The 26,299-nt window shown below is 52.9% G+C and carries 24 protein-coding genes; 13 read left to right on the forward strand and 11 right to left on the reverse strand.

The features are described 5' to 3' along the window. Nucleotides 1-3 precede the first annotated feature (3 nt). Nucleotides 4-972, forward strand: a complete 969-nt coding sequence (hcr, locus tag HV261_RS17370) for an NADH oxidoreductase (protein WP_202038973.1) — start codon at nucleotides 4-6, stop codon at nucleotides 970-972. 87 nt (nucleotides 973-1,059) lie between these two features. On the opposite strand, the gene HV261_RS17375 is transcribed toward hcr, so the two are convergent. Then, complete coding sequence (locus HV261_RS17375) at nucleotides 1,060-1,494, reverse strand: DoxX family protein (protein WP_040231860.1); 435 nt, start codon at nucleotides 1,492-1,494, stop codon at nucleotides 1,060-1,062. A 153-nt stretch (nucleotides 1,495-1,647) separates the two neighbouring features. Here HV261_RS17375 and poxB point away from each other — a divergent pair, with 153 nt between their 5' ends. The 4 genes from poxB (at nucleotide 1,648) to HV261_RS17395 (ending at nucleotide 7,075) form a co-directional block, all read left to right on the forward strand. Beyond that, the gene (poxB, locus tag HV261_RS17380) at nucleotides 1,648-3,366 is read left to right on the forward strand and encodes a ubiquinone-dependent pyruvate dehydrogenase (protein WP_202038974.1); all 1,719 of its coding nucleotides are present in this window, start codon (nucleotides 1,648-1,650) and stop codon (nucleotides 3,364-3,366) included. 155 nt (nucleotides 3,367-3,521) lie between these two features. Then, complete coding sequence (ltaE, locus tag HV261_RS17385) at nucleotides 3,522-4,523, forward strand: low-specificity L-threonine aldolase (RefSeq protein ID WP_202038975.1); 1,002 nt, start codon at nucleotides 3,522-3,524, stop codon at nucleotides 4,521-4,523. A gap of 10 nt (nucleotides 4,524-4,533) precedes the next feature. Further along, the gene (locus HV261_RS17390) at nucleotides 4,534-5,964 is read left to right on the forward strand and encodes an SDR family oxidoreductase (protein WP_202038976.1); all 1,431 of its coding nucleotides are present in this window, start codon (nucleotides 4,534-4,536) and stop codon (nucleotides 5,962-5,964) included. Nucleotides 5,965-6,061: 97 nt separating this feature from the next. Further along, nucleotides 6,062-7,075 (forward strand): 3-beta-hydroxysteroid dehydrogenase, encoded by a 1,014-nt coding sequence (locus HV261_RS17395; protein WP_137382225.1) that lies wholly within the window; start codon nucleotides 6,062-6,064, stop codon nucleotides 7,073-7,075. On the opposite strand, the gene HV261_RS17400 is transcribed toward HV261_RS17395, so the two are convergent. Beyond that, a complete protein-coding gene (locus HV261_RS17400) occupies nucleotides 7,072-7,902 on the reverse strand; it encodes an N-acetylmuramoyl-L-alanine amidase (RefSeq protein ID WP_202038977.1) in 831 nt (276 codons plus the stop codon). The genes HV261_RS17395 and HV261_RS17400 overlap by 4 nt on opposite strands. Continuing rightward, the gene (locus HV261_RS17405) at nucleotides 7,899-8,222 is read right to left on the reverse strand and encodes a heavy metal-binding domain-containing protein (RefSeq protein ID WP_001160726.1); all 324 of its coding nucleotides are present in this window, start codon (nucleotides 8,220-8,222) and stop codon (nucleotides 7,899-7,901) included. Before HV261_RS17405 ends, HV261_RS17400 begins: the two co-directional genes overlap by 4 nt. 126 nt (nucleotides 8,223-8,348) lie before the next feature. Between HV261_RS17405 and HV261_RS17410 the strand changes: the two genes are divergently transcribed. From HV261_RS17410 to artJ, 6 genes are all read left to right on the forward strand, one after another. After that, complete coding sequence (locus HV261_RS17410; RefSeq protein WP_200000890.1) at nucleotides 8,349-8,864, forward strand: lipoprotein; 516 nt, start codon at nucleotides 8,349-8,351, stop codon at nucleotides 8,862-8,864. 226 nt (nucleotides 8,865-9,090) lie between these two features. Beyond that, entirely contained in the window at nucleotides 9,091-9,819 is a 729-nt protein-coding gene (artP, locus tag HV261_RS17415) for an arginine ABC transporter ATP-binding protein ArtP (RefSeq protein WP_137382222.1), read from the forward strand. 16 nt (nucleotides 9,820-9,835) lie between these two features. After that, complete coding sequence (artI, locus tag HV261_RS17420) at nucleotides 9,836-10,567, forward strand: arginine ABC transporter substrate-binding protein ArtI (protein WP_003027298.1); 732 nt, start codon at nucleotides 9,836-9,838, stop codon at nucleotides 10,565-10,567. A gap of 6 nt (nucleotides 10,568-10,573) precedes the next feature. Further along, a complete protein-coding gene (gene artQ / locus HV261_RS17425; RefSeq protein ID WP_040231854.1) occupies nucleotides 10,574-11,290 on the forward strand; it encodes an arginine ABC transporter permease ArtQ in 717 nt (238 codons plus the stop codon). Next, nucleotides 11,290-11,958, forward strand: coding sequence for an arginine ABC transporter permease ArtM (artM, locus tag HV261_RS17430; protein ID WP_202038978.1), 669 nt, complete (start codon nucleotides 11,290-11,292; stop codon nucleotides 11,956-11,958). Before artQ ends, artM begins: the two co-directional genes overlap by 1 nt. 239 nt (nucleotides 11,959-12,197) lie before the next feature. Next, entirely contained in the window at nucleotides 12,198-12,929 is a 732-nt protein-coding gene (gene artJ / locus HV261_RS17435) for an arginine ABC transporter substrate-binding protein ArtJ (protein ID WP_202038979.1), read from the forward strand. Nucleotides 12,930-13,106: 177 nt separating this feature from the next. Here the strand turns inward: artJ and phoH are convergent, their stop codons facing one another. The 5 genes from phoH to putP all read right to left on the reverse strand — a co-directional run bounded on the left by phoH (nucleotide 13,107) and on the right by putP (nucleotide 19,453). Beyond that, on the reverse strand, nucleotides 13,107-13,895 hold the full coding sequence (gene phoH, locus HV261_RS17440) for a phosphate starvation-inducible protein PhoH (protein WP_170974359.1): 789 nt from the start codon (nucleotides 13,893-13,895) through the stop codon (nucleotides 13,107-13,109). A gap of 520 nt (nucleotides 13,896-14,415) precedes the next feature. Next, entirely contained in the window at nucleotides 14,416-15,699 is a 1,284-nt protein-coding gene (gene efeB / locus HV261_RS17445) for an iron uptake transporter deferrochelatase/peroxidase subunit (protein WP_202038980.1), read from the reverse strand. 5 nt (nucleotides 15,700-15,704) lie between these two features. Continuing rightward, nucleotides 15,705-16,832 (reverse strand): iron uptake system protein EfeO, encoded by a 1,128-nt coding sequence (gene efeO, locus HV261_RS17450; protein WP_202038981.1) that lies wholly within the window; start codon nucleotides 16,830-16,832, stop codon nucleotides 15,705-15,707. A gap of 57 nt (nucleotides 16,833-16,889) precedes the next feature. Continuing rightward, a complete protein-coding gene (efeU, locus tag HV261_RS17455; RefSeq protein ID WP_202038982.1) occupies nucleotides 16,890-17,723 on the reverse strand; it encodes an iron uptake transporter permease EfeU in 834 nt (277 codons plus the stop codon). A gap of 221 nt (nucleotides 17,724-17,944) precedes the next feature. After that, nucleotides 17,945-19,453: a sodium/proline symporter PutP gene (gene putP, locus HV261_RS17460; protein WP_202038983.1), complete on the reverse strand. Its 1,509-nt coding sequence runs from the start codon at nucleotides 19,451-19,453 to the stop codon at nucleotides 17,945-17,947. A 422-nt stretch (nucleotides 19,454-19,875) separates the two neighbouring features. Here putP and putA point away from each other — a divergent pair, with 422 nt between their 5' ends. Then, entirely contained in the window at nucleotides 19,876-23,838 is a 3,963-nt protein-coding gene (putA, locus tag HV261_RS17465) for a trifunctional transcriptional regulator/proline dehydrogenase/L-glutamate gamma-semialdehyde dehydrogenase (protein ID WP_202038984.1), read from the forward strand. Between the two features lie 59 nt (nucleotides 23,839-23,897). After that, nucleotides 23,898-24,293 (forward strand): lysozyme inhibitor LprI family protein, encoded by a 396-nt coding sequence (locus tag HV261_RS17470; RefSeq protein ID WP_202038985.1) that lies wholly within the window; start codon nucleotides 23,898-23,900, stop codon nucleotides 24,291-24,293. Here the strand turns inward: HV261_RS17470 and rutR are convergent. The 3 genes from rutR to HV261_RS17485 form a co-directional block, all read right to left on the reverse strand. Continuing rightward, the gene (rutR, locus tag HV261_RS17475) at nucleotides 24,290-24,928 is read right to left on the reverse strand and encodes an HTH-type transcriptional regulator RutR (protein ID WP_137382209.1); all 639 of its coding nucleotides are present in this window, start codon (nucleotides 24,926-24,928) and stop codon (nucleotides 24,290-24,292) included. The two genes, HV261_RS17470 and rutR, sit on opposite strands and share 4 nt — an antisense overlap. 58 nt (nucleotides 24,929-24,986) lie before the next feature. Further along, nucleotides 24,987-25,901, reverse strand: a complete 915-nt coding sequence (locus tag HV261_RS17480; protein WP_202038986.1) for a DMT family transporter — start codon at nucleotides 25,899-25,901, stop codon at nucleotides 24,987-24,989. A gap of 162 nt (nucleotides 25,902-26,063) precedes the next feature. After that, on the reverse strand, nucleotides 26,064-26,237 hold the full coding sequence (locus HV261_RS17485) for a con-10 family general stress protein (RefSeq protein ID WP_003036022.1): 174 nt from the start codon (nucleotides 26,235-26,237) through the stop codon (nucleotides 26,064-26,066). Between the last annotated feature and the right edge of the window lie 62 nt (nucleotides 26,238-26,299).

Raw genomic sequence — 26,299 nt, forward strand, 5'->3', positions numbered from 1 at the left:
AGAATGACAATGCCAACCCATCAGTGCCCGTGGCGGATGCAGGTTCATCACATCCATCAGGAAACGCCGGATGTATGGACAATTTCGTTGCTATGCCACGACTATTATCCCTATCGTGCCGGGCAGTATGCACTGGTCAGCGTTCGTAACTCAGCGGATACGCTGCGTGCTTACACCATCTCTTCAACGCCGGGCGTAAGCGAGTACATCACGCTGACCATCCGCCGCATTGACGACGGTGCAGGTTCTCAGTGGTTAACCCGCGACGTGAAGCGCGGCGACTACATCTGGCTGTCCGATGCCATGGGTGAATTTACCTGTGAAGATAAAGCGGAAGACAAGTTCCTGATGCTGGCTGCCGGCTGTGGCGTAACGCCTATCATGTCGATGCGTCGCTGGTTGGCGAAGTACCGTCCACAAGCCGACGTGCAGGTGATTTTCAACGTTCGCTCGCCAGAAGATGTCATCTTTGCCGATGAATGGCGTGAGTATCCGGTGACATTAGTCGCTGAAAACAATGCCACTCAGGGTTTTGTTTCTGGCCGACTGACCACCGAACTGCTGAAGAGCGTCCCGGATCTGACCTCACGAACCGTGATGACCTGTGGCCCGGCCCCGTATATGGATCTGGTCGAAAAAGAAGTGAAAGCGCTTGGCGTAACACGCTTCTTCAAAGAGCAGTTCTTCACTCCGGTGGCCGAAGCGGCAACCAGCGGACTGAAGTTCACCAAGCTGCAACCTGCACAAGAGTTCTATGCGCCGGTTGGCACGACGCTACTGGAAGCACTGGAAAGCAATAAGGTTCCGGTCGTTGCCGCCTGTCGCGCAGGCGTGTGCGGTTGCTGCAAAACCAAAGTGGTTGATGGTAACTACACGGTCAGCAGCACCATGACGCTGACCGATGCGGAAATTGCGGAAGGTTACGTTCTGGCGTGTTCCTGTCATCCGCAGGGCGATCTGGTACTTGCGTAAATAGTCATTGCCGGATGGCATACTTATCCGGCCTACAAGAACCGTTGTAGGCCGGACAAAGTACTAATACCGTCGTCCGGTCATTTATCACCGCCAGGCTGAATTGCCGCCCAGGGCATATTTTCCTGCGCCCAGAAACGCCACCGCCATCGCGCCAACAAAAAAGTACACCAGACTCTCAATCGCCCAGGCGCCGGTTTTGTCCAGAGACCAGGTTTCTCCCATCCCGACCATCAGCCACGCCACAATCATTGTAAACGCCAGCCCTAATGCCGCCGGGCGTGTCAGTATCCCTAGAATAATCAGGCAAGGTGCAACAACCTCCCCCAGCAAGACACCGTAAGCAATAAAGCCGGGGAACCCTTTGGCTATCAGCATGCCACTGATGCCATCAATACCCGCGAACAGTTTATGCAGTCCATGAAACAGCATCAGCCCCCCAACAGCGAGGCGTAACAAAAACTTGCCAAAATCTTCGTGCGTCAGCGTCCGGTTAACTGCATTTAATAGTTTTGTAACCATTTGAATTTATTCCTTGTTTTACCATGTCTTCTGCCAAGCTACGCTTTATCTTCGTGAAATGTAAGCTGCCGAAAATAAGGGGGTAATGAGAAGCATAACTATTATCTTCATCTAAACTTGTAACCGGTATCACATTAAAGGAGATGGAAAACCATGAAACAAACGGTTGCCGCTTTTATTGCTAAAACCCTTGAACAAGCTGGCGTTAAACGTATTTGGGGCGTGACGGGCGACTCACTGAATGGCCTCAGTGATAGTCTGAATCGTATGGGAACGATTGACTGGATGCCAACCCGCCATGAAGAGGTTGCCGCTTTTGCCGCAGGCGCAGAAGCCCAACTGACCGGTGAGCTGGCCGTCTGCGCCGGTTCATGCGGACCGGGAAACCTGCACTTAATTAACGGCCTGTTTGATTGCCACCGCAACCATGTCCCGGTGCTGGCAATTGCTGCACATATTCCTTCTAGTGAGATAGGCAGTGGTTATTTTCAGGAGACTCACCCGCAGGAGTTGTTCCGCGAGTGTAGCCATTATTGCGAGCTGGTTTCCAGTCCCGAGCAGATCCCCCAGGTACTGGCGATTGCGATGCGAAAAGCCGTATTAAACCGCGGTGTCTCGGTTGTCGTCTTACCTGGCGACGTGGCGCTGAAACCCGCGCCGGAAAGCGCCAGTACGCACTGGTATCACGCACCGCTGCCAATAGTTACGCCAGCAGAAGAAGAAATTAAAAAGCTGGCGCAACTGCTGCGTTATTCCCGCAACATTGCCCTGATGTGCGGTAGCGGTTGTGCCGGGGCACATAAAGAGCTGGTCGAATTTGCCGCTAAAATCAAAGCCCCGATTGTTCACGCCCTGCGTGGTAAAGAGCACGTTGAATACGACAACCCGTACGACGTCGGCATGACCGGATTAATCGGCTTTTCTTCCGGGTTCCATACCATGATGAATGCCGACACGCTGATCTTACTCGGCACCCAGTTCCCTTATCGTCCGTTCTACCCTACCGATGCCAAAATTATCCAGATTGATATCAACCCGGCGAGCATTGGCGCACACAGCAAAGTGGATATGGCGCTGGTGGGCGATATTAAATCCACGCTTCGCGCCCTGCTTCCACAGCTAGAAGAAAAAACCGATCGACAGTTTTTGGACCAAGCGCTGGAGCACTATCGCGATGCACGCAAAGGGCTGGATGATTTAGCCAAGCCCAGCGATAAAGCCATTCATCCACAATATCTGGCACAACAGATCAGCCACTTTGCCGCAGACGACGCCATCTTCACTTGCGACGTTGGTACGCCAACGGTGTGGGCCGCACGCTATCTGAAAATGAACGGTAAACGCCGTCTGCTAGGATCGTTTAACCACGGTTCAATGGCAAACGCCATGCCACAAGCGCTCGGTGCGCAGGCGACTGAACCAGGCCGTCAGGTCGTCGCGATGTGCGGCGATGGTGGCTTCAGCATGTTAATGGGCGATTTTCTCTCAGTTGTGCAAATGAAGCTCCCGGTGAAAATAATCGTGTTTAACAACAGCGTACTGGGTTTTGTGGCGATGGAGATGAAGGCGGGTGGTTATCTGACGGACGGAACGGAACTACACGACACCAACTTCGCACGTATCGCCGAAGCCTGTGGTATTACCGGCATCCGCGTAGAGAAATCCTCTGGGGTCGATGAGGCCTTGCAACGCGCCATGTCAATTGATGGTCCGGTGCTGGTCGATGTCGTTGTGGCGAAAGAAGAGCTCGCCATTCCACCACAAATAAAACTCGAACAAGCGAAGGGATTTAGCCTGTATATGCTGCGCGCAATCATCAGCGGGCGCGGTGATGAAGTGATCGAACTGGCGAAAACTAACTGGCTAAGGTAAAACATCCTTATTAAATCACACACAAAATCATTCATGATGCATCAAGGCGGCTAGCCCGAAAATCCCCAGGAGCATAGGCATACTATGTGACTGGGGTTTAAGGGCGTGGCCAACGCCGAGGCAGCTTGAAGGATGAAGTGTAATAAGGAGATACCATGATTGATTTACGCAGTGATACCGTCACCCGCCCGAGTCGCGCCATGCTGGAAGAAATGATGGCGGCCCCGGTCGGGGACGATGTTTACGGAGATGACCCTACCGTTAACGCCCTTCAGCAATACGCCGCCGAACTTTCTGGTAAAGAAGCGGCTATTTTCCTGCCTACCGGCACTCAGGCTAATCTGGTTGCGTTACTCAGCCATTGCCAGCGCGGCGAGGAATATATCGCCGGTCAGGGGGCTCATAACTACTTGTATGAAGCTGGCGGCGCCGCAGTGCTCGGGAGTATCCAACCCCAACCTATTGATGCTGCGCCAGATGGTTCTCTGCCACTGGATAAAGTGGCGGCAAAAATCAAAGCGGATGATATCCATTTTGCCCGCACGCGCCTGCTCAGTCTGGAAAACACCCACAACGGTAAAGTATTGCCACGTGAGTACCTGAAGGATGCCTGGGAATTTACCCGTGAGCGAAACCTTGCCCTGCACGTTGATGGCGCACGTATTTTTAACGCCATCGTCGCCTATGGCTGTGAGTTAAAAGACGTTACTCAATACTGCGACTCGTTCACCATTTGTCTTTCCAAAGGGCTGGGAACGCCGGTGGGTTCACTGCTGGTCGGCAGTCATGACTACATCAAACGCGCGATTCGCTGGCGCAAAATGACCGGCGGCGGGATGCGCCAGGCCGGGATTCTGGCGGCAGCCGGACTGTATGCGCTGAAAAATAACGTCGCGCGCTTACAAGACGACCACGACAACGCGGCCTGGATGGCAGAACAGTTGCGTGAAGCGGGAGCGGACGTCATGCGTCACGACACCAACATGCTGTTTATCCGTGTTGGTGAAGAACATGCCGCAGCACTGGGCGAGTATATGAAGGCACATGATGTGCTGATTAACGCCTCCCCGATTGTACGTCTGGTGATGCATCTGGACGTGTCACGTACACAGCTTGCTGAAGTCGTCGCCCACTGGCGCGCTTTTTTAACCCGCTAAGGAGTCAGGCGTGCCGCAACGGATTTTGGTTCTTGGCGCCAGTGGCTACATTGGTCAGCATCTGGTTCAGGCGCTCAGCCAGCAAGGGCATCAGGTGCTGGCTGCGGCACGTCGCATTGAGCGGCTGGAAAAGCAGCAACTGGCCAACGTTAACTGTCATAAGATCGATTTAAATGTACCGGATACTCTGCCGCCGCTGCTGGCGGGGATTGATACCGTTTACTATCTGGTTCATGGCATGGGCGAAGGGGGCGACTTTATTGCCCATGAGCGCCTGGTCGCAGAAAACGTGCGCGATGCACTGCGTACGACCCCGGTCAAACAACTGATCTTCCTGAGCTCATTGCAGGCTCCCAGACATGAGCAGTCCGATCACCTGCGTGCGCGCCAGATCACCGCAGATACGCTGCGCGAATCCGGTGTACCGGTGACTGAGCTACGTGCAGGCATTATCGTTGGCGCAGGTTCCGCTGCGTTTGAAGTCATGCGCGACATGGTCTATAACCTCCCCGTGTTAACCCCGCCACGCTGGGTACGTTCTCGCACCACGCCTATCGCGCTGGAAAACCTGATGTATTACCTGGTGGCGTTGTTGGATCATCCGGCAAGCAAACACCGCGTACTCGAAGCAGCAGGCCCCCAGGTATTAAGCTACCAGGAGCAGTTTGAGCACTTTATGACAGTCAGCGGTAAGCATCGGCTGTTGGTCCCTATCCCCTTTCCGACCCGCTGGATCTCCGTCTGGTTTTTAAATGTCATTACTTCGGTTCCGCCGACGACGGCGAAAGCGCTAATCCAGGGGCTTAAGCACGATCTGTTGGCTGATGACACCGAACTACGGATGCTGATCCCACAACCGCTGATTGCCTTCGACGACGCGGTTCGCAGTACGCTGAAAGAAGAAGAAAAACTGGTTAACTCCAGCGACTGGGGTTACGACGCTCAGGCTTTTGCACGCTGGCGTCCTGAATATGGGTATTTTGCCAAACAAGCCGGTTTTAGCGTGGAGACCTCCGCCAGCCGGAAAGCGTTGTGGCAGGTCGTGAACCGCCTCGGGGGTAAAGAAGGTTATTTCTTTGGCAATATTTTGTGGAAGACACGTGCGGCGCTGGACCTGCTGGTGGGTCACAAGCTGGCGAAAGGTCGGCCTCAACATCCATTGTTGCAGGTGGGTGATACCGTTGATAGCTGGAAAGTCATCATCGTTGAACCGGAAAAGCAGCTCACGCTGCTGTTTGGCATGAAGGCCCCAGGTCTTGGTCGTCTGAGCTTTACGCTGGAAGAAAAAGGCGATCACCGACGCATTGATGTCCGGGCATGGTGGCACCCGCACGGGATGCCCGGTCTCTTCTATTGGCTGTTGATGATCCCGGCGCACTTGTTCATTTTCAGAGGGATGGCGAAGCGTATTGCCAAACTTGCAGAACAAATCACAAACTAATGATAAAAAGAGACTGTATTCTTTCATGTTTCCCATTGCATACGAGCGTATTTCACGGAAGAATGCGCACGACGTTTTTTAAACACAGTGGATTGATATGAAGGTACTGGTTACCGGAGCCACCAGCGGCTTGGGCCGAAACGCGGTTGAGTTTTTGTGCAGAAAAGGCATCAGCGTCAGGGCCACCGGTCGCAACGAAGCGATGGGTAAGCTGCTGGAAAAAATGGGGGCAGAATTTGTCCATGCGGATCTGACCGAGCTGGTCTCTTCGCAGGCAAAAGTGATGCTCGCAGGTATCGACACACTATGGCACTGCTCCAGTTTCACCTCACCGTGGGGCACGCAGGAAGCCTTCGATCTGGCCAACGTCCGCGCTACCCGTCGTCTGGGCGAGTGGGCCGTTGCCTGGGGCGTGCGTAACTTTATTCATATCTCCTCTCCCTCACTGTATTTTGACTATCACCACCATCGTGATATCAAAGAGGACTTCCGCCCACATCGCTTCGCCAACGAATTCGCCCGCAGCAAAGCCGCTGGTGAAGAGGTTATTGCACTGTTAGCTCAGGCCAACCCGCAGACCCGTTTTACGGTCTTGCGTCCGCAAAGCCTGTTCGGCCCTCATGATAAAGTGTTTATCCCGCGTCTGGCGCATATGATGCATCACTATGGCAGCATTCTGTTGCCGCACGGCGGAAGTGCGCTGGTAGATATGACCTATTACGAGAACGCGGTGCATGCGATGTGGCTGGCAAGCCAGACAACCTGCGATAAACTGCCGTCAGGTCGTGCCTATAACATTACCAACGGCGAGCATCGCACCCTGCGCAGCATCGTGCAGAAGCTCATTGATGAGCTGAATATTGATTGCCGTATTCGTTCGGTTCCTTATCCGATGCTGGACATGATAGCCCGCAGCATGGAACGTCTTGGTAATAAATCGGCTAAAGAACCCAAGCTCACGCATTACGGTGTGTCGAAGCTGAATTTTGATTTTACGCTGGATACAACGCGCGCTCAGGAAGAGTTAGGCTATCAGCCCGTAGTCACGCTGGACGAAGGGATTGAACGTACCGCGGCCTGGTTACGCGACCACGGCAAGTTACCGCGCTAACCCTGCCCGTATTTCTCCAGTAACGCCTCGGCAATCGCCTGGGTTTCAGCATCCGCCACGCCGTTCCACAACGCCGGCCGGAAGTGCATCTGGAACGCCATAATCACCCGCTGTTGTTCACGTGGCGTCATTTCAGGTTTAACGTCGTAGCCATAGCGCGACAACACATCGAGCAACGAGGCGGTGTCTACCGGCGTATGAGGCGCACGTCCAGCGAGATAAAACGTGACGCGCTGCGCATCCGGCCACGCGCCAATACCTTGTGCCGCCAGCTCACGCCACGGGAACAGGGGGCCGGGATCGTCTTTACGCTGTGGCGCGATATCCGCATGAGCCACGACGTTTTGTGGCTTGATGTCGTAACGGGTAATAATATCCTTTGCCAGCGGGATCAACGCCTGGATCTGTGTTGCTTCAAACGGGGTGAAATATTTTGTTCCCGCCGACTTTTGCCAGCCGCGATTTTCCAGCTCAATACCAATTGATGTGTCGTTGATGCGCGTGGCGCCACGCCAGAAGCTAATCCCCGCATGCCAGGCCAAATCTTTTTCCGGGACCAGTTGCCAGATACGTGGCTTGCCGTGATACAACGGCGGCACTGCCGGGATCAAATAATGTGAGCTGACGTTTTTATCCGTCAGCGTAGCCAGTGATGAATCAAAATCATCTGCGGTGTAATGAATAACCAACACCTTAATGCGGGGATAGGCCGCCTGAGCCTGACGGCGGGTATCTAACTGATACCCGTCTTTATCGATAATCCCTTTCTCGCCGGCACACCCGGCCAACAGCAGCGTGAACGCCAGCAACCACAGCAGACGCTTCATCGGCGAGTTTTTACCGCGGTACCGCTGACGCTGACCATCAGCATACTGCTATCTTTCCCGACGGTCTCGTAATCAATATCGATACCGACAACCGCATCAGCGCCCAATGCTTTGGCTTGTTCGCCGAGCTCCTGAAAGGCAATTTCCCGCGCTTTACGTAATTCTTTTTCATACGCGCCGGAGCGCCCACCGACGATATCACGGATACCCGCAAAGAAATCGCGGAAGATATTTGCGCCTAAAATAGCTTCGCCAGTTACCACACCGCAGTATTCCACGATGCTCTGCCCTTCAAGCGTAGGGGTAGTCGAAAACTGCATGGTTAATCTCCTTGTTGCGCTAAGAGCACGATCTCAAAAGCATTATCGAACCGATCCACTATCATTGAAAGGATATATTCTATCAACGTAGAACACTAATCGTAGAAAGCTAATAAGGAAATCATTATGCGCTACTCGAAACTCTCTCTGCTGGTCCCCTGTGCACTTCTTCTCAGCGCCTGTACTACCGTGACGCCGGTCTATAAAGATAACGGCACGCGTAGCGGTTCATGCGTAGAAGGCGGGCCAGACAGCGTGGCCCAGCAATTCTATGATTACCGCATCCAGCATCGTAACAATGACATTACCGCCCTGCGCCCGTACTTAAGCGACAACCTAGCGAAACTGCTGAACGATGCCAGCCGTGATAACGCGCATCGCGAACTGTTTAACAGCGATCCGTTCTCCAGTCGCGCCACGTTACCGGACAGCGCCAGCGTCGCCAGCGCATCAACCATTCCGAATAGTGATGCACGCAATATTCCGCTGCGCGTCGAACTCAAACAAGGCGATCAGAGCTGGCGCGATGAAGTGCTGATGATCCGTGAAGGCCAGTGCTGGGTGGTCGATGATGTGCGTTATCTGGGCGGCAGCGTACACGCGCCAGCCGGGACGCTGCGCCAGTCTGTCGAAAACCGCTAACCGCCCCATTCACCCACCTGAATCATAACCCCCATAAATTGTCTGGCATTCTGCATAGAATGCCGACAATTATTCTTGCCCACTGGTGGCCCCGCTATTTTGTGCTATGTTTAGATAAGAATGCGGTTTGCATTTAACTTTTAACGCATAAATATTGCATAACTATTCTGTCAAAGGTAGTATCTGCGGCTTCAATAGCTATCAGACTGCCAGTATACGAGTGTCAATGAGTATTCAATTAAACGGCATTAACTGCTTCTACGGCGCACATCAGGCGCTGTTCGATATCACGCTGGATTGCCCTCAGGGTGAAACACTGGTGTTACTTGGCCCAAGTGGAGCCGGGAAAAGCTCGCTACTGCGTGTACTCAATCTGCTTGAGATGCCGCGCTCGGGCACGCTCTCTATTGCGGGTAACCGTTTCGACTTCACGAAAACCCCGTCCGATAAAGCCATTCGTGAGCTGCGTCAAAACGTGGGCATGGTCTTCCAGCAATACAATCTTTGGCCGCACCTGACGGTACAGCAAAACCTGATTGAAGCGCCCTGCCGCGTACTTGGTCTGACGAAAGAACAAGCACTGGCGCGTGCTGAAAAACTGCTTGAGCGTCTGCGCCTGAAGCCTTACAGCGATCGCTATCCACTGCATTTGTCCGGTGGCCAACAGCAGCGTGTGGCGATTGCCCGTGCGTTGATGATGGAACCGCAGGTGCTGCTGTTTGACGAACCTACCGCAGCGCTTGACCCGGAAATCACGGCCCAAATCGTCAGCATCATTCGTGAGCTGGCGGAAACCAAAATTACTCAGGTGATCGTCACCCACGAAGTGGAAGTTGCACGTAAAACAGCCAGTCGTGTGGTGTATATGGAAAACGGTCATATCGTCGAGTTTGGGGATGCAAGCTGCTTTGCCAACCCGCAAACCGAAGCGTTTAAAAACTATCTTTCTCACTAAGATTCGGGACAATACAATGAAAAAAGTTCTGATTGCCGCGCTAATCGCAGGTTTTAGTCTTTCCGCTACCGCAGCCCAAACCATTCGTTTCGCTACCGAAGCGTCCTATCCTCCGTTTGAATCCATCGATGCTAATAACAAGATCGTGGGCTTTGACGTTGATCTGGCGAACGCGCTGTGTAAAGAGATCGATGCTACCTGTACGTTTACCAATCAGGCCTTCGACAGCCTGATCCCCAGCCTGAAGTTCCGCCGTTTTGACGCGGTAATGGCCGGTATGGACATCACACCAGAACGTGAAAAGCAGGTCCTGTTTACCACCCCTTACTACGACAACTCTGCGCTGTTTGTTGGCCAGCAGGGTAAATACACCAGCATCGACCAGTTGAAAGGCAAAAAAGTTGGCGTACAAAACGGGACGACGCACCAGAAATTCATCATGGATAAGCATCCGGAAGTGACCACCGTACCGTATGACAGCTACCAGAATGCCAAACTGGATCTGCAAAACGGTCGTATTGACGGCGTCTTTGGTGATACCGCAGTGGTAACGGAATGGCTGAAAGACAATCCGAAACTGGCTGCCGTTGGCGATAAAGTGACGGATAAAGATTACTTCGGTACCGGTCTGGGCATCGCGGTGCGTCAGGGTAATACCGAGCTGCAGCAGAAATTTAACGCTGCGCTGGAAAAAGTGAAGAAAGATGGGACTTACGAGACCATCTACAACAAATGGTTCCAGAAGTAATATTTGATGAATGAATTTTTTCCTTTAGCAAGCGCCGCCGGGATGACCGTCGGCCTTGCCGTTTGTGCGCTGATTATTGGCCTTGCGCTCGCCATGTTCTTTGCCGTCTGGGAGTCTGTAAAATGGCGTCCAGTGGCATGGGCAGGTTCAGCGCTGGTCACTATCCTGCGCGGGCTACCAGAAATTCTGGTCGTTCTGTTTATCTATTTCGGTTCCTCGCAACTGCTGTTGACCCTGGCCGATGGCTTTACGATCAATCTCGGGTTCGTGCAAATCCCCGTTCAGATGCAGATTGAAAACTTCGACGTCAGCCCGTTCCTGTGCGGTGTGATTGCGCTGTCATTGCTTTACGCAGCCTATGCCTCACAAACGCTGCGCGGTGCGTTGAAAGCGGTTCCGCTTGGACAATGGGAATCAGGCCAGGCGCTGGGTTTATCTAAAACCGCGATTTTCTTTCGCCTGGTGATGCCGCAAATGTGGCGCCATGCCCTGCCGGGTCTGGGAAACCAGTGGCTGGTGTTGCTGAAAGATACCGCGCTGGTTAGCCTCATCAGCGTGAACGATCTGATGCTACAAACCAAGAGCATTGCGACCCGTACTCAGGAACCCTTTACCTGGTACATCGTCGCGGCGGCTATTTACCTGGTGATTACGCTGGTGAGTCAGTACATTCTCAAACGCATTGACCTGCGCGCGACACGTTTTGAGCGGAGGCCAGGCTAATGCTTGAGTATTTACCTGAACTACTGAAAGGGCTGCACACCAGCCTGACGCTGACAGTCGCCTCAATTGTGGTGGCACTGGTTCTGGCGTTGGTTTTCACTGTTATCCTGACACTGAAAACGCCGGTACTGGTGTGGCTGGTTCGCGCCTATATCACATTGTTTACCGGTACACCGCTGCTGGTGCAAATATTCCTGATCTACTACGGGCCTGGGCAGTTCCCTACGCTGCAGGAATATCCAGTGCTCTGGCATTTGCTGTCCGAACCGTGGCTGTGCGCGTTAATCGCACTGTCCTTAAACAGTGCGGCCTATACCACGCAACTGTTTTACGGTGCGATTCGAGCAATCCCGGAAGGCCAGTGGCAGTCCTGTGGTGCGCTGGGGATGAGCAAAAAGGATACGCTGGCCATTCTGCTGCCGTATGCCTTTAAACGCGCCCTGTCCTCGTATTCCAACGAAGTGGTACTGGTCTTTAAAAGTACCTCTCTGGCGTACACCATCACACTGATGGAAGTCATGGGCTACAGCCAACTGCTGTACGGCCGTACCTATGACGTCATGGTCTTCGGTGCCGCTGGCGTGATTTACCTGATCGTCAATGGCTTGCTGACGTTGATGATGCGCCTGATCGAACGTAAAGCTCTGGCGTTTGAACACCGGAATTAAGTCGATGGCGCGACGGTTAATGCGCCGATGTCGGCCGGATTAGCTGCCAGCGCCGCCAACCGAAAAATGTGCATAAAGCAAAAATATAAAGACGGACAACATTCTAAATTGTCCGTCTTTTTTTATGCCAACAAAAATATTTAATCATTTTTATTGCATATAAATTCATTAAATGGCATTGTAAATCCACGCCGCAGACACGGTAAATAATCATAAGATTGACAGACGGGAGTTCCACCATGAAAAAGTTAGTACTGGCCGCATTACTTGCTACTTTCGCCGCTGGCGCCGCAGCTGCTGATAAGATTAGTTTCGGTGTATCCGCAACCTACCCGCCATTCGAATCACTGGACGCCAGCAATAAAATTGTCGGTTTTGATATCGATCTGGCAACAGCATTGTGCAAACAAATGCAGGCTGAATGTACTTTTACTAATCATGCTTTCGACAGCCTGATCCCCGCGCTGAAATTCAAAAAATATGATGCGGTGATTTCCGGTATGGACATCACGCCTGAACGTAGCAAGCAGGTTTCCTTCACCCAGCCGTACTATGCCAACTCAGCGCTGGTGATTGCGAAGAAAGACACCTATAAGAGCTTTGATAATCTGAAAGGCAAACGTATCGGGATGGAAAACGGCACCACGCACCAGAAGTACCTGCAGGACAAACATCCTGAAGTGAAAACCGTGGCCTACGACAGCTATCAGAATGCGATTATCGACCTGAAAAATGGCCGTATTGATGGCGTATTTGGCGATACCGCCGTTGTTAACGAGTGGCTGAAAACTAACCCGCAGTTAGGCGTGGCTACCGACAAAGTGACCGATCCACAATACTTCGGTACTGGTCTTGGCATTGCGGTTCGCCCGGATAACAAAGCCCTGCTGGAAAAACTGAACAGTGCGCTGGCCGCCATCAAAGCTGACGGCACGTACCAGAAAATCAGTGACCAGTGGTTCCCACAGTAATCTCTGTCTTGTTTAAAAAGCCGCTACCCGCGGCTTTTTTATTGCTATTTTCCCATGTGGGATACAACGTGAACACCTGACCTCACCAACAATGTCGGCCACGCCATCAGTCCGTTGTGCTCACAGGGATACCAAAAACAAAGCCCGGTTTCCCGGGCCTTGAAGACGCAAAACAGATCAGTTGTAAGCATTGAGCGTCCGCTGACACAGTGCCGAGCGAACGCAATCATCTTTGTTGAATCGAACGATCCCAACCATGTCATCTTCTTCGAAACGGGCCAGCGCATCGCTTAGCCCTGAACGAACATGAGCAGGGAGATCGCACTGGGTAATGTCCCCATTCACAATCACCGTCACATTCTCTCCGAGGCGAGTCAAAAACATCTTCATTTGCGCAGCAGTCACATTCTGAGCCTCGTCCAGAATGACAACGGCATTTTCAAATGTACGTCCCCGCATATACGCGAACGGCGCGATTTCTACCTTACCAATCTCAGGTCGCAGGCAATATTGCATAAAGGAGGCTCCCAGACGTTTTACCAGCACGTCATAAACCGGACGAAAATAGGGAGCGAACTTCTCAGAGACATCCCCAGGTAAGAAGCCGAGATCTTCATCAGCTTGCAGAACTGGACGGGTTACAATGATCCTGTCCACATCTTTGTGGATCAGGGCTTCTGCTGCTTTCGCCGCGCTGATCCAGGTTTTACCACACCCTGCTTCACCCGTGGCGAAGATCAGCTGCTTACTCTCGATAGCATTCAGGTAGTGCGCCTGAGCTTCATTTCGCGCCGTGATCGGTGAGGCATCGCGGCTATCACGCGCCATACCAATCGCTTCAACACCGCCCATCTGCACAAGCGAGGTGACCGATTCATCTTCGCGCTGTTTATGGCTACGCGAATCCCGCCTCAGCACACGTTTTGCTTCGCGACGAGCTTTGATCACTGCTTTTTGTCTTCCCATGGATAGCACCTTGAGTTGTAGGTATACATCACACGCGCCGTTGGCGGCACGATTATGCGCACGAACATCTGAGGGTTGGCTTCCTTGTAAGCCATTACCTGCCTTCGGATAAGACGCCATACACGGCTACGCGCACCGTACAGGGTGTCAGTTACAAGGATAAGAAGTGAAAGGGAGAGAGATTTAACGGTGACGAGATGGCTACCGGAAGAGAAACGTCCGCGTAAGGGACTGCAATAACTTTGAAAAACGTGTCCAGTACAGGACTTTTCCATTCGCGATCTCCATAGTGAATGACTATCACCGCCGGGAACTACCGCTATTACTTATAATTACATCATAACCTTTCGTTAATGCAACAATATTTTTACTTGTTGTTAACTTAATTTCATCTTATCGCCAGCAACAGTCTCTTGCAGAGAGATGACAGAATTATTTCAGTCGCCGCCGATCATGAAAAATAATTTTTTCATTCATCAGAGTGTCAGGAAATGCCCCGCAGCACTGCGGGGCACAATCATCATGCTTCGAGCAGGGCTTGCCCCAGATAGTGGTCGGCGGTTTTGACACCAGGCAAAGCAAAAAAGTAGCCCCCACCAATAGGTTTGACATACTCCTCAAGCGCTTCACCGTTCAGGCGTTTCTGAACCGTCAAAAACCCTTTTTCCAGGTCGTGCTGATAGCAAACGAACAACAATCCCATATCCAATTGCCCGGAATTGGTCACGCCAAGCGAATAGCTGTAGCCACGACGCATCATCAGGCTGGTCTCCGTTTCTTTCGTGCGCGGGTTCGCCAGACGAATATGGCTGTCGAGTGCAATCACCTCGCCTTCGGGATCGTTGGCGTAATCCGGAACATCATGCTCGTGCTGCATTCCCAACGGTGCGCCGGTATGTTTATCGCGGCCGAAAATCGTTTGCTGCTCTTTTAGCGGCGTACGGTCCCAGAATTCCACGCGGAACTGGATGAGCCTGACGGCCTGATAGCTACCATCTTGTGCCCATGCCGGTTCTCCCTGCTCCGCAGTGACCCACACCACGTTTTGCATCAGCGCGGCATTGGCAGCGTCGGGATTCGCGGTTCCATCCTTAAATCCCAGCAAATTGACGGGAGTCTCTTTACCTTTACTGCGTGCGGCATGATCAGAGATAAACCCTTCACGTTTCCAGCGTACGCTGAGCAGATCCGGCGTGTGCTTAATGATATCGCGCAGCGCATGGATAACGGTGTCCTGCGTATTGGCGCAAATCTGCAACAGCAAATCGCCATGACATAGCGCCGCATCCAGTGAATCATTCGGAAAACGGGTCATTTTTTGCAGTTTTTTCGGCATCTGTGCTTTCAGACCATAACGATCATCAAACAGTGAAGATCCAACCGACAGCGTCATCGTCAGATTATCCGGCGCTATGTATGTCCCAAGAATACCGGAATCCATTGGCGGTAAACGTGGATTCGGCGTTTCTGGTGCCGGCCCTCCGGTTGTCAAAAATGCAAACCGGCGGGTCAGTAAACGAAACAGACGCTCAAGGTCAGCTTTATCGCTGGCGAGCACATCAAACGCCACCAGCATCATTGAGGCTTGCTGCGGCGTCAGGATACCGGCCTGGTGCTGGCCATAAAACGGTTGTTTCTCACTGCGTGCATCAGGTGACAGTGTTCCCGGCGCACTTTGCGTTTTTTGCGCGTGAGCGACCGGGCATCCGCCCGCCAGCGCCAGTGCCCCACCCAGCGCCCCCATCCCTTTCAGTAAACGTCGGCGTGACGGTTCGCTCACGCCGTTTTCATTATCGTGCTGCATAGTGCTTAATCCAGACCCAAAACACCGCGTAATTGCGACAAGTCTTCCGCCAGCGTCGTGATTGGCCCTTTTAGCGCATTACGATCGGCATCGGTCAGTTTGTCATAGGTTTCAAAGCCGTCTTTGGTACGGTACTTGCTCAGAATGGTATCGACTTTTTTGAAGTTCGCGTCCACCTTCGCCAACAGATCAGCATTGGATTTTTGTAACTGAGGACGCAGGAGATCGACAATTTTCTGCGCGCCATCGACGTTGGCCTGGAAATCCCACAGATCGGTATGGCTGTAGCGATCTTCTTCCCCACTGATTTTGCTGGCAGCAACTTCTTCAATCAGCCCTGCTGCCCCGCCAACCACTTTAGACGGCGGGAAAGCCAGCTCGCTAATACGCGTTTGCAGGTCAAGAACATCGCTGTTTAATTGGTCGGCGTACTTGTCCATACCTTTGGTGGTATTGTCGCCAAACAGCGCTTTCTCCAGGCGGTGGAAGCCGGTGAATTTAGGATCGGCGGCTTTTTGCTCATAATCATCTTCACGCGCATCTATGCTGCCGTCGAGATCGGAGAACAGTTCAGCAATCGGTTCAATACGCTCATAATGCTGACGGGTTGGCGCATACAGCGATTTCGCTTTTTCCAGATCGCCCGCTTTAATGGCATCCGTGAAGGCTTTAGTGCCCGTCACCAGTTGCGCTGTTTCTGCCGTTACATAAGCTTTGTATTCAGTAATTGCACCACTCAGGCTCAGCAGAGCATCGCTGTGCGTGGCATCTGCCGTTGCCGTCCCCTTGACGATCAGCTTGCCTTTCGGGTTGGTCAGCAGACCGCAGGTCATATCATATTCACCTGGCTGCAAGTTAGCCGTCATTTTCTGGCTAAAACCGGGCGCAATGTTTTCACGCTCTTCGACCACCATCACGCCTTTGAGGATCTCCCACTCCAGCGCTTTTTGACTGTGGTTCTGAATGATGAACTGAGTCTTCCCGGCATTCACCGTGATTGTCATCGGTTCACACTGTTTGTCATTTACCGTGACTTTTACCTGCGGGATATCAGCAGCGTGAGCGGTAAAAGCAGAAGCAAACAGCGCGGCAATACCCAACTGCAGCGCACTACGGCGGAAATTAATCGTCATGACCCATCCCTATAAAAAGTATGTTGTAACTAAATGATATTCTTGCATCACGTTTTATCAGGGTGCAGTCCGTGATGCCGTAGTGCCTGAACGAGGTGGCAGTGCAAACATAATCAATGCCGGAATCAGATAGATAAACCAGACAGCAACTTCACTAACACTTGGCGCTTCCTGATAACCGAAGATCCCTTCCATCAATGTGCCAAACAGCGAATGCGTTGACAGAACGCTGCTCATATCAAACGCCACGTCCTGAAAATGATTCCATAACCCGGCTTCGTGGAATGCACGAATGGCCCCCGCAGCAAGACCTGCGGCAACCAACAAAATGAACAGACTGGTCCATTTAAAGAAAGCCCCGAGATTGAGGCGGATCCCACCGAGATAAATCAGATAACCCAGTACCACCGCGGTTGCCAGTCCCAGCATCGCACCTAGCGGTGGCCAAATACCCACATCCTGCTGAAATGCCGCCAGCAGAAAGAAGACAGACTCCAGCCCTTCACGAGCGACGGCAAAAAAGACCATCATCACCAGCGCCCAGCCATGATGATTGCCTTTCTGTAACGCGTTATCGACAGCCTGTTCCAGTTGAACTTTGACGTTGCGCGATACTTTACGCATCCAGAAGACCATCCAGGTCAGGATCACCACGGCAATAAGCGCCACGATACCTTCAAAGAGCTCCTGCTGTTTTTGCGGGAATTCGCCCGTGGTTTCATTGATGAAAATTCCCAGCGAGAGGCACAGTGCCGCCGCCAGCAACACACCAATCCACATCACGCCAATCCAGCGACCACGCTGAGTTCGTTTCAGGTAGCTGGCAATCAGGCTGACAATCAGCGCGGCCTCTAACCCTTCGCGCAACATAATTAGAAATGGAACAAACATGCGAAGTACCCTTTAACGTTATTCTCAGTCAACTGATGCAAAGAAAAGTAAATTACAGTGATAGTGATTATCATTACAGCAAAGAAAAACTCAAGCAGAATGTTTTGAGAATGATGACTTAATGTAAACAGTTAGGTGGGTAACAGTTATTCCACGTTGGATCGAAGTGCGGGAGACATAAAAAAGCCCGCTCACGGCGGGCTTTAAAAACAATACGGCGATTATTCTTCCTGCAAACGCGACGGCGGTGCTGAATGGTAATGAGCATCAGCCTCGGCAAAACGTTTCTGCATTGCTGCTGATGGCGCTTTCCCCCACAGACTGAAGACCACAATCCCGATACTGCCGAACACGAAGCCCGGGATGATTTCATACAGACCCAACCAGGCAAACTGCTTCCAGACGATAACCGTCACTGCGCCAATGACCATCCCTGCCAGCGCGCCGTTACGGGTCATACGCGACCACATTACGGAGAACAGAACAACCGGACCAAAGGCAGCACCAAAGCCAGCCCAGGCGTAGCTCACCAGACCGAGTACACGGTTCTCTGGGTTTGCCGCCAGCGCGATGGACACCAGCGCCACGACCAGCACCATGATACGCCCAATCCATACCAGCTCTTTCTGGCTGGCATTTTTACGCAGGAACGCTTTGTACAAATCTTCGGTAATCGCACTGGAGCATACCAGCAGTTGGCAGCTCAGCGTCGACATCACCGCTGCAAGGATCGCAGACAACAGAATACCGGCAATCCACGGGTTGAACAGGATCTGCGCCAGTTCAATAAACACGCGCTCGGCGTTCTGGTTCACGGCACCCGCCAACGACGGGTTGTTATTGAAGTAAGCAATGCCGAAGAAACCAACGGCAACAGCGCCAGCCAGACACAGGATCATCCAGGTCATACTGATGCGACGTGCGTGGACAATACTATGGTGGGAATCGGCAGCCATAAAGCGTGCCAGGATATGCGGCTGACCGAAATACCCCAGTCCCCATCCCATCAGGGAAATGATGGCAACAAAGTTAAGCCCTTTGAACATATCGACGTTTTCAATGCTCTTTTGCTTAATCACTTCCAGCGAGTCTTCAAATCCGCCGACACCAATAATCACCATCACCGGTGTCAGGATCAGTGCGAAGATCATCAGGCTGGCCTGTACGGTATCGGTCCAACTCACCGCCAGGAAGCCACCAATAAAGGTATAAATGATCGTCGCGGCCGCTCCCGCCCACAGCGCGGTTTCGTAGCTCATACCAAAGGTGCTTTCGAATAAACGCGCCCCTGCCACAATACCTGAAGCACAATAGATGGTGAAAAACAGCAGAATAACCAGTGCGGAAATAATACGCAGCACGCGACTTTTATCTTCAAAACGGCCGGTAAAGTAATCCGGCAACGTCAGCGCATTGTTATTATATTCGGTGTGTACACGTAAACGCCCGGCCACCAGTTTCCAGTTGATCCAGGCCCCTAATACCAGACCGATAGCGATCCAACTTTCTGAAATCCCCGACAGGAAAATCGCACCTGGCAGCCCCATCAGCAGCCAGCCGCTCATGTCGGATGCCCCAGCGGATAACGCCGTTACGAACGGACCCAGACTGCGTCCACCCAGAATATAATCATCAAAGTTTTTGGTCGAACGCCATGCAATAAACCCTATCAATATCATGCCAAAAATATAGACACAGAATGTGACTAACATCGGTGTGCTAATAGCCATCAAAACTCTCCAAAATTATGTATCGGCAATGCCGTGGCTTGCCGTTTTATTACCCTGCCGGAACGTGGCAAAGATATCTGTATTGACCAGGGCGACCGTATCCTGCCGGAAGCCATGGCCATTCACAATCGATTTAACACACCATTTACATCAATTTTGATCCAGAGTAGATAGCATTTTTCTGTAGGTTGCACTCTCTCACATTTTTTCTGGTTGCACCTTTAAAAAGTGTTAACTACCGCAGAGAAAAAGATTCTGCGTTTTTTACAGCCCTTGTTATAAACATCATCTTTATTAACATTTCATTCATTTTCAAGCTTGCAAACCAAGTCACATTTAACATGGTTGCACAAAGTTGCAACATGGTGGATATTTCTCGGTAACTATCAGCCCCGTATTTCAGTACAACAGGAGTAAATGGCATGGGAACCACCACGATGGGGGTTAAACTGGACGACGCCACGCGCGAGCGGATTAAAACAGCAGCATCACGAATCGATCGCACGCCGCACTGGCTTATCAAGCAGGCCATCTTTAATTATCTCGAAAGACTGGAAAATGACGATGCGCTTCCGGAGCTGCCTGCCCTGCTGGCGGGTGCAGCAAATGAGAGCGAGGAATCCACTGCGCAACAAAATGAAGCGCACCAGCCTTTCCTTGAATTTGCAGAGCAGATCCTGCCGCAGTCTGTTTCCCGTGCGGCCATTACCGCGGCATATCGCCGTGCTGAAACCGATGCGGTGCCAATGTTGATGGAGCAGGCTCGTCTGCCGCAACCTATCGCAGAGCAGGCCCATAAACTGGCCTATCAGTTGGCCGATAAACTGCGCAACCAAAAGACGGCCAGCGGGCGTGCCGGCATGGTCCAGGGACTGCTGCAGGAATTCTCCCTTTCCTCACAGGAAGGCGTCGCGCTGATGTGTCTGGCTGAAGCACTGCTGCGTATTCCCGACAAAGCCACTCGCGATGCGCTGATCCGCGACAAAATCAGCAACGGCAACTGGCAATCACACATCGGACGCAGCCCGTCTCTGTTCGTTAACGCTGCAACGTGGGGATTGTTGTTTACCGGTCGTCTTGTCTCCACTCATAACGAAGCCAGCCTCTCACGCTCGCTGAACCGCATCATCGGCAAGAGTGGTGAACCGCTGGTGCGTAAAGGCGTCGACATGGCAATGCGCTTGATGGGTGAGCAATTCGTCACTGGAGAAACCATTGCCGAAGCACTGGCTAACGCGCGTAAACTGGAAGAGAAAGGTTTCCGCTATTCCTATGACATGCTGGGTGAGGCCGCGCTGACCGCCGCCGATGCCCAGGCCTATATGGTCTCCTATCAGCAGGCGATCCATGCCATTGGTAAAGCCTCAAACGGGCGCGGTATTTATGAAGGCCCGGGGATCTCCATCAAACTGTCTGCACTGCACCCACGCTACAGCCGTGCGCAGTATGACCGCGTGATGGATGAGCTTTATCCACGCCTGAAGTCGCTGACCCTGCTGGCGCGTCAGTACGACATCGGCATTAACATCGATGCCGAAGAGGCTGACCGACTGGAGATCTCCCTCGATCTGCTGGAAAAACTGTGCTTTGAACCCGAACTGGCAGGCTGGAACGGGATTGGTTTTGTTATTCAGGCCTACCAGAAGCGCTGCCCGTACGTCATCGACTACCTGATCGACCTGGCAACCCGTAGCCGCCGTCGCCTGATGATCCGTCTGGTTAAAGGTGCGTACTGGGATAGTGAAATCAAACGTGCCCAGATGGACGGTCTGGAAGGTTATCCGGTCTACACCCGCAAGGTGTACACCGACGTTTCCTATCTGGCCTGTGCGAAAAAACTGCTTGCGGTACCGAACCTGATCTACCCGCAGTTCGCCACCCACAACGCGCATACGCTGGCGGCAATTTATCAGTTAGCAGGCCAAAACTACTATCCGGGCCAGTACGAATTCCAGTGCCTGCACGGCATGGGTGAACCGCTGTACGAGCAGGTCACCGGCAAAGTCGCAGACGGTAAACTCAACCGCCCATGCCGTATTTATGCACCGGTCGGCACACATGAAACGCTTCTGGCTTACCTGGTTCGTCGCCTGCTGGAAAATGGCGCCAACACCTCGTTCGTCAACCGTATTGCGGATACCACCCTGCCACTGGATGAACTGGTCGCCGATCCCGTTGAAGCGGTCGAGAAACTGGCGCAGCAGGAAGGTCAGGCCGGGCTGCCGCATCCGAAGATTGCGCTCCCGCGTTCCCTGTATGGCAAAGGCCGCGAAAACTCCGCAGGGCTGGATTTAGCGAATGAACACCGCCTGGCCTCGCTGTCTTCTGCCCTGCTCAATAGCGCGCTGCAAAAATGGCACGCCAAACCGATGCTCGAACATCCGGTCGCTGACGGTGAAATGACGCCGGTCGTCAACCCGGCTGAGCCGAAAGACATTGTGGGCTACGTGCGAGAAGCGACTCACGCTGAAGTGGAGCAGGCGCTACAGAACGCCGTCAATAATGCCCCTATCTGGTTTGCTACACCGCCACAAGAACGCGCCGCCATTTTGCATCGCGCCGCTATTTTGATGGAGGGCCAGATGCAGCAACTGATTGGCATTCTGGTGCGTGAAGCGGGCAAAACCTTCAGCAATGCCATTGCGGAAGTGCGCGAAGCCGTTGACTTCCTGCACTACTATGCCGGCCAGGTTCGTGATGATTTCGACAACGAAACGCATCGTCCGCTCGGTCCGGTGGTCTGTATCAGCCCGTGGAACTTCCCACTGGCCATTTTCAGCGGACAAATTGCGGCTGCGCTGGCAGCAGGTAACAGCGTGCTGGCCAAACCTGCGGAGCAAACCCCGCTGATTGCCGCTCAAGGCATCGCTATTTTGCTGGAAGCCGGTGTACCGCCAGGCGTAGTACAACTGTTGCCAGGTCAAGGGGAAACCGTCGGCGCGCAACTCACCTCCGATGAACGCGTACGCGGCGTCATGTTCACCGGTTCAACGGAAGTCGCCACACTGTTGCAGCGAAATATTGCGACCCGTCTGGATGCTCAGGGTCGTCCAATTCCGCTCATCGCTGAAACAGGCGGGATGAACGCCATGATCGTCGACTCCTCCGCGTTAACAGAACAGGTTGTGGTGGACGTGCTGGCCTCTGCGTTTGACAGCGCCGGACAGCGTTGCTCGGCACTGCGCGTCCTGTGCCTGCAGGATGATATTGCCGACCATACGCTGAAAATGCTGCGCGGCGCGATGGCAGAATGTCGTATGGGTAACCCTGGCCGTCTGACCACCGATATTGGGCCAGTTATTGATGAAGAAGCCAAAGCCAATATTGAACGTCATATTCAGGCCATGCGTGCCAAAGGACGTCCGGTATTCCAGGCCGTACGTGAGAACAGCGATGATGCGCGTGAATGGCAAACCGGGACCTTTATTGCACCAACGTTGATTGAGCTGGAAAGCTTTGATGAACTACAAAAAGAGGTGTTCGGCCCGGTGTTGCACGTCGTGCGTTACACCCGTAATAACCTCGGCAATTTGATTGAGCAAATCAATGCCTCCGGTTACGGCCTGACGCTTGGCGTACATACTCGTATTGATGAAACCATCGCGCAGGTCACCGGGTCCGCGCACGTTGGTAACTTGTACGTTAACCGTAATATGGTCGGTGCGGTGGTCGGCGTGCAGCCATTTGGTGGCGAAGGATTGTCAGGAACCGGCCCCAAAGCCGGTGGCCCACTGTATCTGTACCGTTTGCTGGCAAACCGTCCGGAAAATGCACTGGCCGTCACGCTGGCCCGCCAGGATGCAGACTACCCTGTCGATGCACAGCTTAAATCAGCGCTGATTCAACCGCTGGAGGCGCTCACCGCATGGGCAAGCGATCGTCCGTCGCTGCATGCGCTCTGCCAGCAGTTTGCCGAACTGGCACAAGCCGGAACCCAGCGTTTGCTGCCAGGGCCAACCGGTGAGCGCAATACCTGGACGCTGTTGCCACGTGAACGCGTGCTGTGTATGGCCGATAACGAGCAGGATGCGCTGGTGCAGGTTGCTGCCGTGGCCTCGGTTGGCAGTCTTATCCTGTGGCAAGATGATGCTTTCCATCGCGAACTGGCAAAACGTCTGCCTGCGGCCCTCTGTGAGCGCATTCAGTTTGCCAAAGCAGACACCCTCACCGCGCAGCCGTTCGATGCCGTTATCTTCCACGGCGATTCCGACCAGCTACGCGCACTGTGCGAATCGGTAGCGGCACGGGAAGGTGCGATTGTTTCGGTACAAGGATTTGCCCGCGGCGAGAGCAATATCCTGCTGGAGAGGCTGTATATTGAACGTTCGTTGAGCGTGAATACCGCCGCGGCGGGTGGGAACGCCAGCCTGATGACAATCGGCTAAGGTTATGGTTAATTAAGGCTCCGGTTACGGGGCCTTTTTTTATTAAGCCAGAGGGAAGCATGAAACGAATTGTACTGACCTGTGCAGCACTGCTGCTAAGCAGTCACGCACTGGCGGATGACTGCGCAAACGCAAACAACCAGCTTGAAATGAATACCTGCGCCGCTGAGCAGTATAAGACGGCCGACACAAAGCTAAATGAGACTTATCAGAATGCGCTGAAACGCGCAGCACCCACCCAACGTGATTTACTGAAAAAAGCACAGATCGCATGGATTACCCTGCGCGATGCAGACTGCGCATTGATCAGTTCAGGCACGGAAGGCGGCAGCATACAGTCGATGATCACCAGCCAGTGTTTAACGGACAAAACCAACGAGCGTGAAGCATTTCTCGCCTCCCTCTTGCAATGTGAAGAGGGCGACTTAAGTTGCCCGTTGCCCCCCGCCAACTAACGTACACGGATCCCTTCAATAATCATTCGCTGTACGCTCTCCACCGTTTGGTTAAAAAAGGCTTCATCACGCAGCGTTGCGCCCGTCACTGCCTCTACCTGTGGGGCAAAGTCAGCGTAATGTTGCGTTGAAGCCCAAATCATAAAAATCAGATGATGCGGGTCAACCGGCGCCAGTTTTCCACTGCTGACCCATCCGGCAATCAATGCGGATTTCTCGTCAATCAACGTTTTAAGATCGCCCGTTAATTCCGTCATCAACAAAGGTGCGCCTGCCAGCATTTCCATACAAAACAGTCGCGATGCCTGAGGATAATCGCGGGACACTTCCAGTTTGAGTCGGATGTACTCTTTAATCGCCAGCAGCGGTGCAAAGTCCTCGCGAAAGGCCTTCAGCGGCGCCAGCCAGATATCGAGGATCTGGCGTAATACGGCAATATAGAGCACCTCTTTAGAAGGGTAGTAATAAAGCAGATTCGTTTTAGACACCCCCGCCAGTTCCGCAATCTGCTCCAGACGCGTGCCATGAATGCCATACTGGGAAAAGACATTTAATGCCGCGGTTAAGATAGCCTGGCGTTTTGCACTCACGGCCTGCGAGCGTTTACCTGTTTTTTTCTCTGCGCCTTGAGCCATGCACCCTCTCCTTGTTCTGAGGGCGCCAGCATAACAAATCGCACACTGAAACGTTAAATTAAAGCGACTCGGGCGGAGCCTCCTGCTGAACGGTTTTCTTCCTTTTGAACTTCAGTTCGCTGACCAGTACGCCAATGATAATGAATGCCGCCCCCAACAGAGCAAGCAGCGGCAGGCGTTCCCCTGCGAGCCGACCAAAAATCCCCGCCCATACAGGCTCACCGGTATAGATTACCGTTGCGCGTGTCGGCGAAACGCTGCGCTGCGCCCAGTTCATGGTAACCTGGATAATCGCGCTAAAAATACCCAATCCTAATGCCACGACCAGCAAGCCTGTCGACATGGGAGGAACCGACTCACCTGCGGGCCCCATCGCAATAAACGCCACCACCGAAGCGGTTGCCAGTTGCACCACCGTGACCCGACGTACATCCACTTTTCCAGCCCATGCGCTGATCAGGATAATTTCTGCCGCTATCGCCACCGCACCCACCAGCGTGATCCACTCCCCTTCACCAAGCGCCAGTAAATTGCCATCCGGCCCGGCAAGAAAGATCAGTCCGATAAAGGCCAACACGATACCGACGCACGGCATCACCCCTGGCATTCGTCCCAGACACAACCACTGCAGCAGCGGTACCAGTGGTACATACATCGCAGTAATGAATGCCGACTTGCTGCTGGGAATAGACTGTAATCCCCAGGTTTGCAGGCTATAGCCCAGCGCAATCGCTACGCCAATCGCCACTCCGGCTTTGACTTCCAGCCATGTCAGCCCACGCAATGTACGCAATGACAGCAACGCCACCGCCAGTGCCGCTGTCGCAAAGCGCACGCCGACAAAGAAAAAGGGACCGCTCAGCGTGACAGCATATTGCACAGCCAAAAACGTTCCGCCCCAGAACATGGTGATCACAATGAGGATCGCCTCCTGGGGTTTAACAGAGAAGGAATAACGAGAAAGTAATGACATGAGACACCCGATTAGCTGAATGTCATTAGTCTGCGTTGCGTTTTGTTACAGTTCAACCTTGCAGACAAAAAAAACCGCCGGAACGACCCGGCGGCGGTGGCGACGTAACGTCTGTCTCTGAACACTCAGCCGTCACGATATCTCTAACAGACAGCCCGACAATTACGATTTGTTATTGCCGTGGCTATTCTTGCCCCCTTTTTTGCCTGCTTCTGAAGCGCGTTGCGGGTCATTCTTGAAGTTGCCCCCGCTGTGCTGGCCACCTTTTCGACCTGCTTCTGATGCTCTTTCACGGTCTTCCGCAAAGTTGCCGGAACCGCCCCGATGGTTTGCCATTACTGACCTCCGTCATTGATTAGCCATCATATTGCATAGGTACTGAGGAGTGATACCTCACG

Source organism: Citrobacter sp. RHBSTW-00671, from assembly GCF_014103415.1.
GTDB lineage: Bacteria > Pseudomonadota > Gammaproteobacteria > Enterobacterales > Enterobacteriaceae > Citrobacter.

Excerpts from the sequence above, each read along its gene's own strand:
- artJ (WP_202038979.1), top strand. The coding sequence starts at position 12,198 with ATGAAAAAGTTAGTACTGGCCGCATTACTTGCTACTTTCGCCGCTGGC.
- HV261_RS17470 (WP_202038985.1), top strand. The coding sequence starts at position 23,898 with ATGAAACGAATTGTACTGACCTGTGCAGCACTGCTGCTAAGCAGTCAC.
- rutR (WP_137382209.1), bottom strand. The coding sequence starts at position 24,928 with ATGGCTCAAGGCGCAGAGAAAAAAACAGGTAAACGCTCGCAGGCCGTG.
- HV261_RS17410 (WP_200000890.1), top strand. The coding sequence starts at position 8,349 with ATGCGCTACTCGAAACTCTCTCTGCTGGTCCCCTGTGCACTTCTTCTC.
- HV261_RS17480 (WP_202038986.1), bottom strand. The coding sequence starts at position 25,901 with ATGTCATTACTTTCTCGTTATTCCTTCTCTGTTAAACCCCAGGAGGCG.
- efeO (WP_202038981.1), bottom strand. The coding sequence starts at position 16,832 with ATGACGATTAATTTCCGCCGTAGTGCGCTGCAGTTGGGTATTGCCGCG.
- hcr (WP_202038973.1), top strand. The coding sequence starts at position 4 with ATGACAATGCCAACCCATCAGTGCCCGTGGCGGATGCAGGTTCATCAC.
- artQ (WP_040231854.1), top strand. The coding sequence starts at position 10,574 with ATGAATGAATTTTTTCCTTTAGCAAGCGCCGCCGGGATGACCGTCGGC.
- artM (WP_202038978.1), top strand. The coding sequence starts at position 11,290 with ATGCTTGAGTATTTACCTGAACTACTGAAAGGGCTGCACACCAGCCTG.
- HV261_RS17485 (WP_003036022.1), bottom strand. The coding sequence starts at position 26,237 with ATGGCAAACCATCGGGGCGGTTCCGGCAACTTTGCGGAAGACCGTGAA.
- putA (WP_202038984.1), top strand. The coding sequence starts at position 19,876 with ATGGGAACCACCACGATGGGGGTTAAACTGGACGACGCCACGCGCGAG.
- HV261_RS17375 (WP_040231860.1), bottom strand. The coding sequence starts at position 1,494 with ATGGTTACAAAACTATTAAATGCAGTTAACCGGACGCTGACGCACGAA.
- HV261_RS17405 (WP_001160726.1), bottom strand. The coding sequence starts at position 8,222 with ATGCAGTTTTCGACTACCCCTACGCTTGAAGGGCAGAGCATCGTGGAA.
- artI (WP_003027298.1), top strand. The coding sequence starts at position 9,836 with ATGAAAAAAGTTCTGATTGCCGCGCTAATCGCAGGTTTTAGTCTTTCC.
- artP (WP_137382222.1), top strand. The coding sequence starts at position 9,091 with ATGAGTATTCAATTAAACGGCATTAACTGCTTCTACGGCGCACATCAG.
- HV261_RS17400 (WP_202038977.1), bottom strand. The coding sequence starts at position 7,902 with ATGAAGCGTCTGCTGTGGTTGCTGGCGTTCACGCTGCTGTTGGCCGGG.
- putP (WP_202038983.1), bottom strand. The coding sequence starts at position 19,453 with ATGGCTATTAGCACACCGATGTTAGTCACATTCTGTGTCTATATTTTT.
- poxB (WP_202038974.1), top strand. The coding sequence starts at position 1,648 with ATGAAACAAACGGTTGCCGCTTTTATTGCTAAAACCCTTGAACAAGCT.
- ltaE (WP_202038975.1), top strand. The coding sequence starts at position 3,522 with ATGATTGATTTACGCAGTGATACCGTCACCCGCCCGAGTCGCGCCATG.
- HV261_RS17395 (WP_137382225.1), top strand. The coding sequence starts at position 6,062 with ATGAAGGTACTGGTTACCGGAGCCACCAGCGGCTTGGGCCGAAACGCG.
- phoH (WP_170974359.1), bottom strand. The coding sequence starts at position 13,895 with ATGGGAAGACAAAAAGCAGTGATCAAAGCTCGTCGCGAAGCAAAACGT.
- efeU (WP_202038982.1), bottom strand. The coding sequence starts at position 17,723 with ATGTTTGTTCCATTTCTAATTATGTTGCGCGAAGGGTTAGAGGCCGCG.
- efeB (WP_202038980.1), bottom strand. The coding sequence starts at position 15,699 with ATGCAGCACGATAATGAAAACGGCGTGAGCGAACCGTCACGCCGACGT.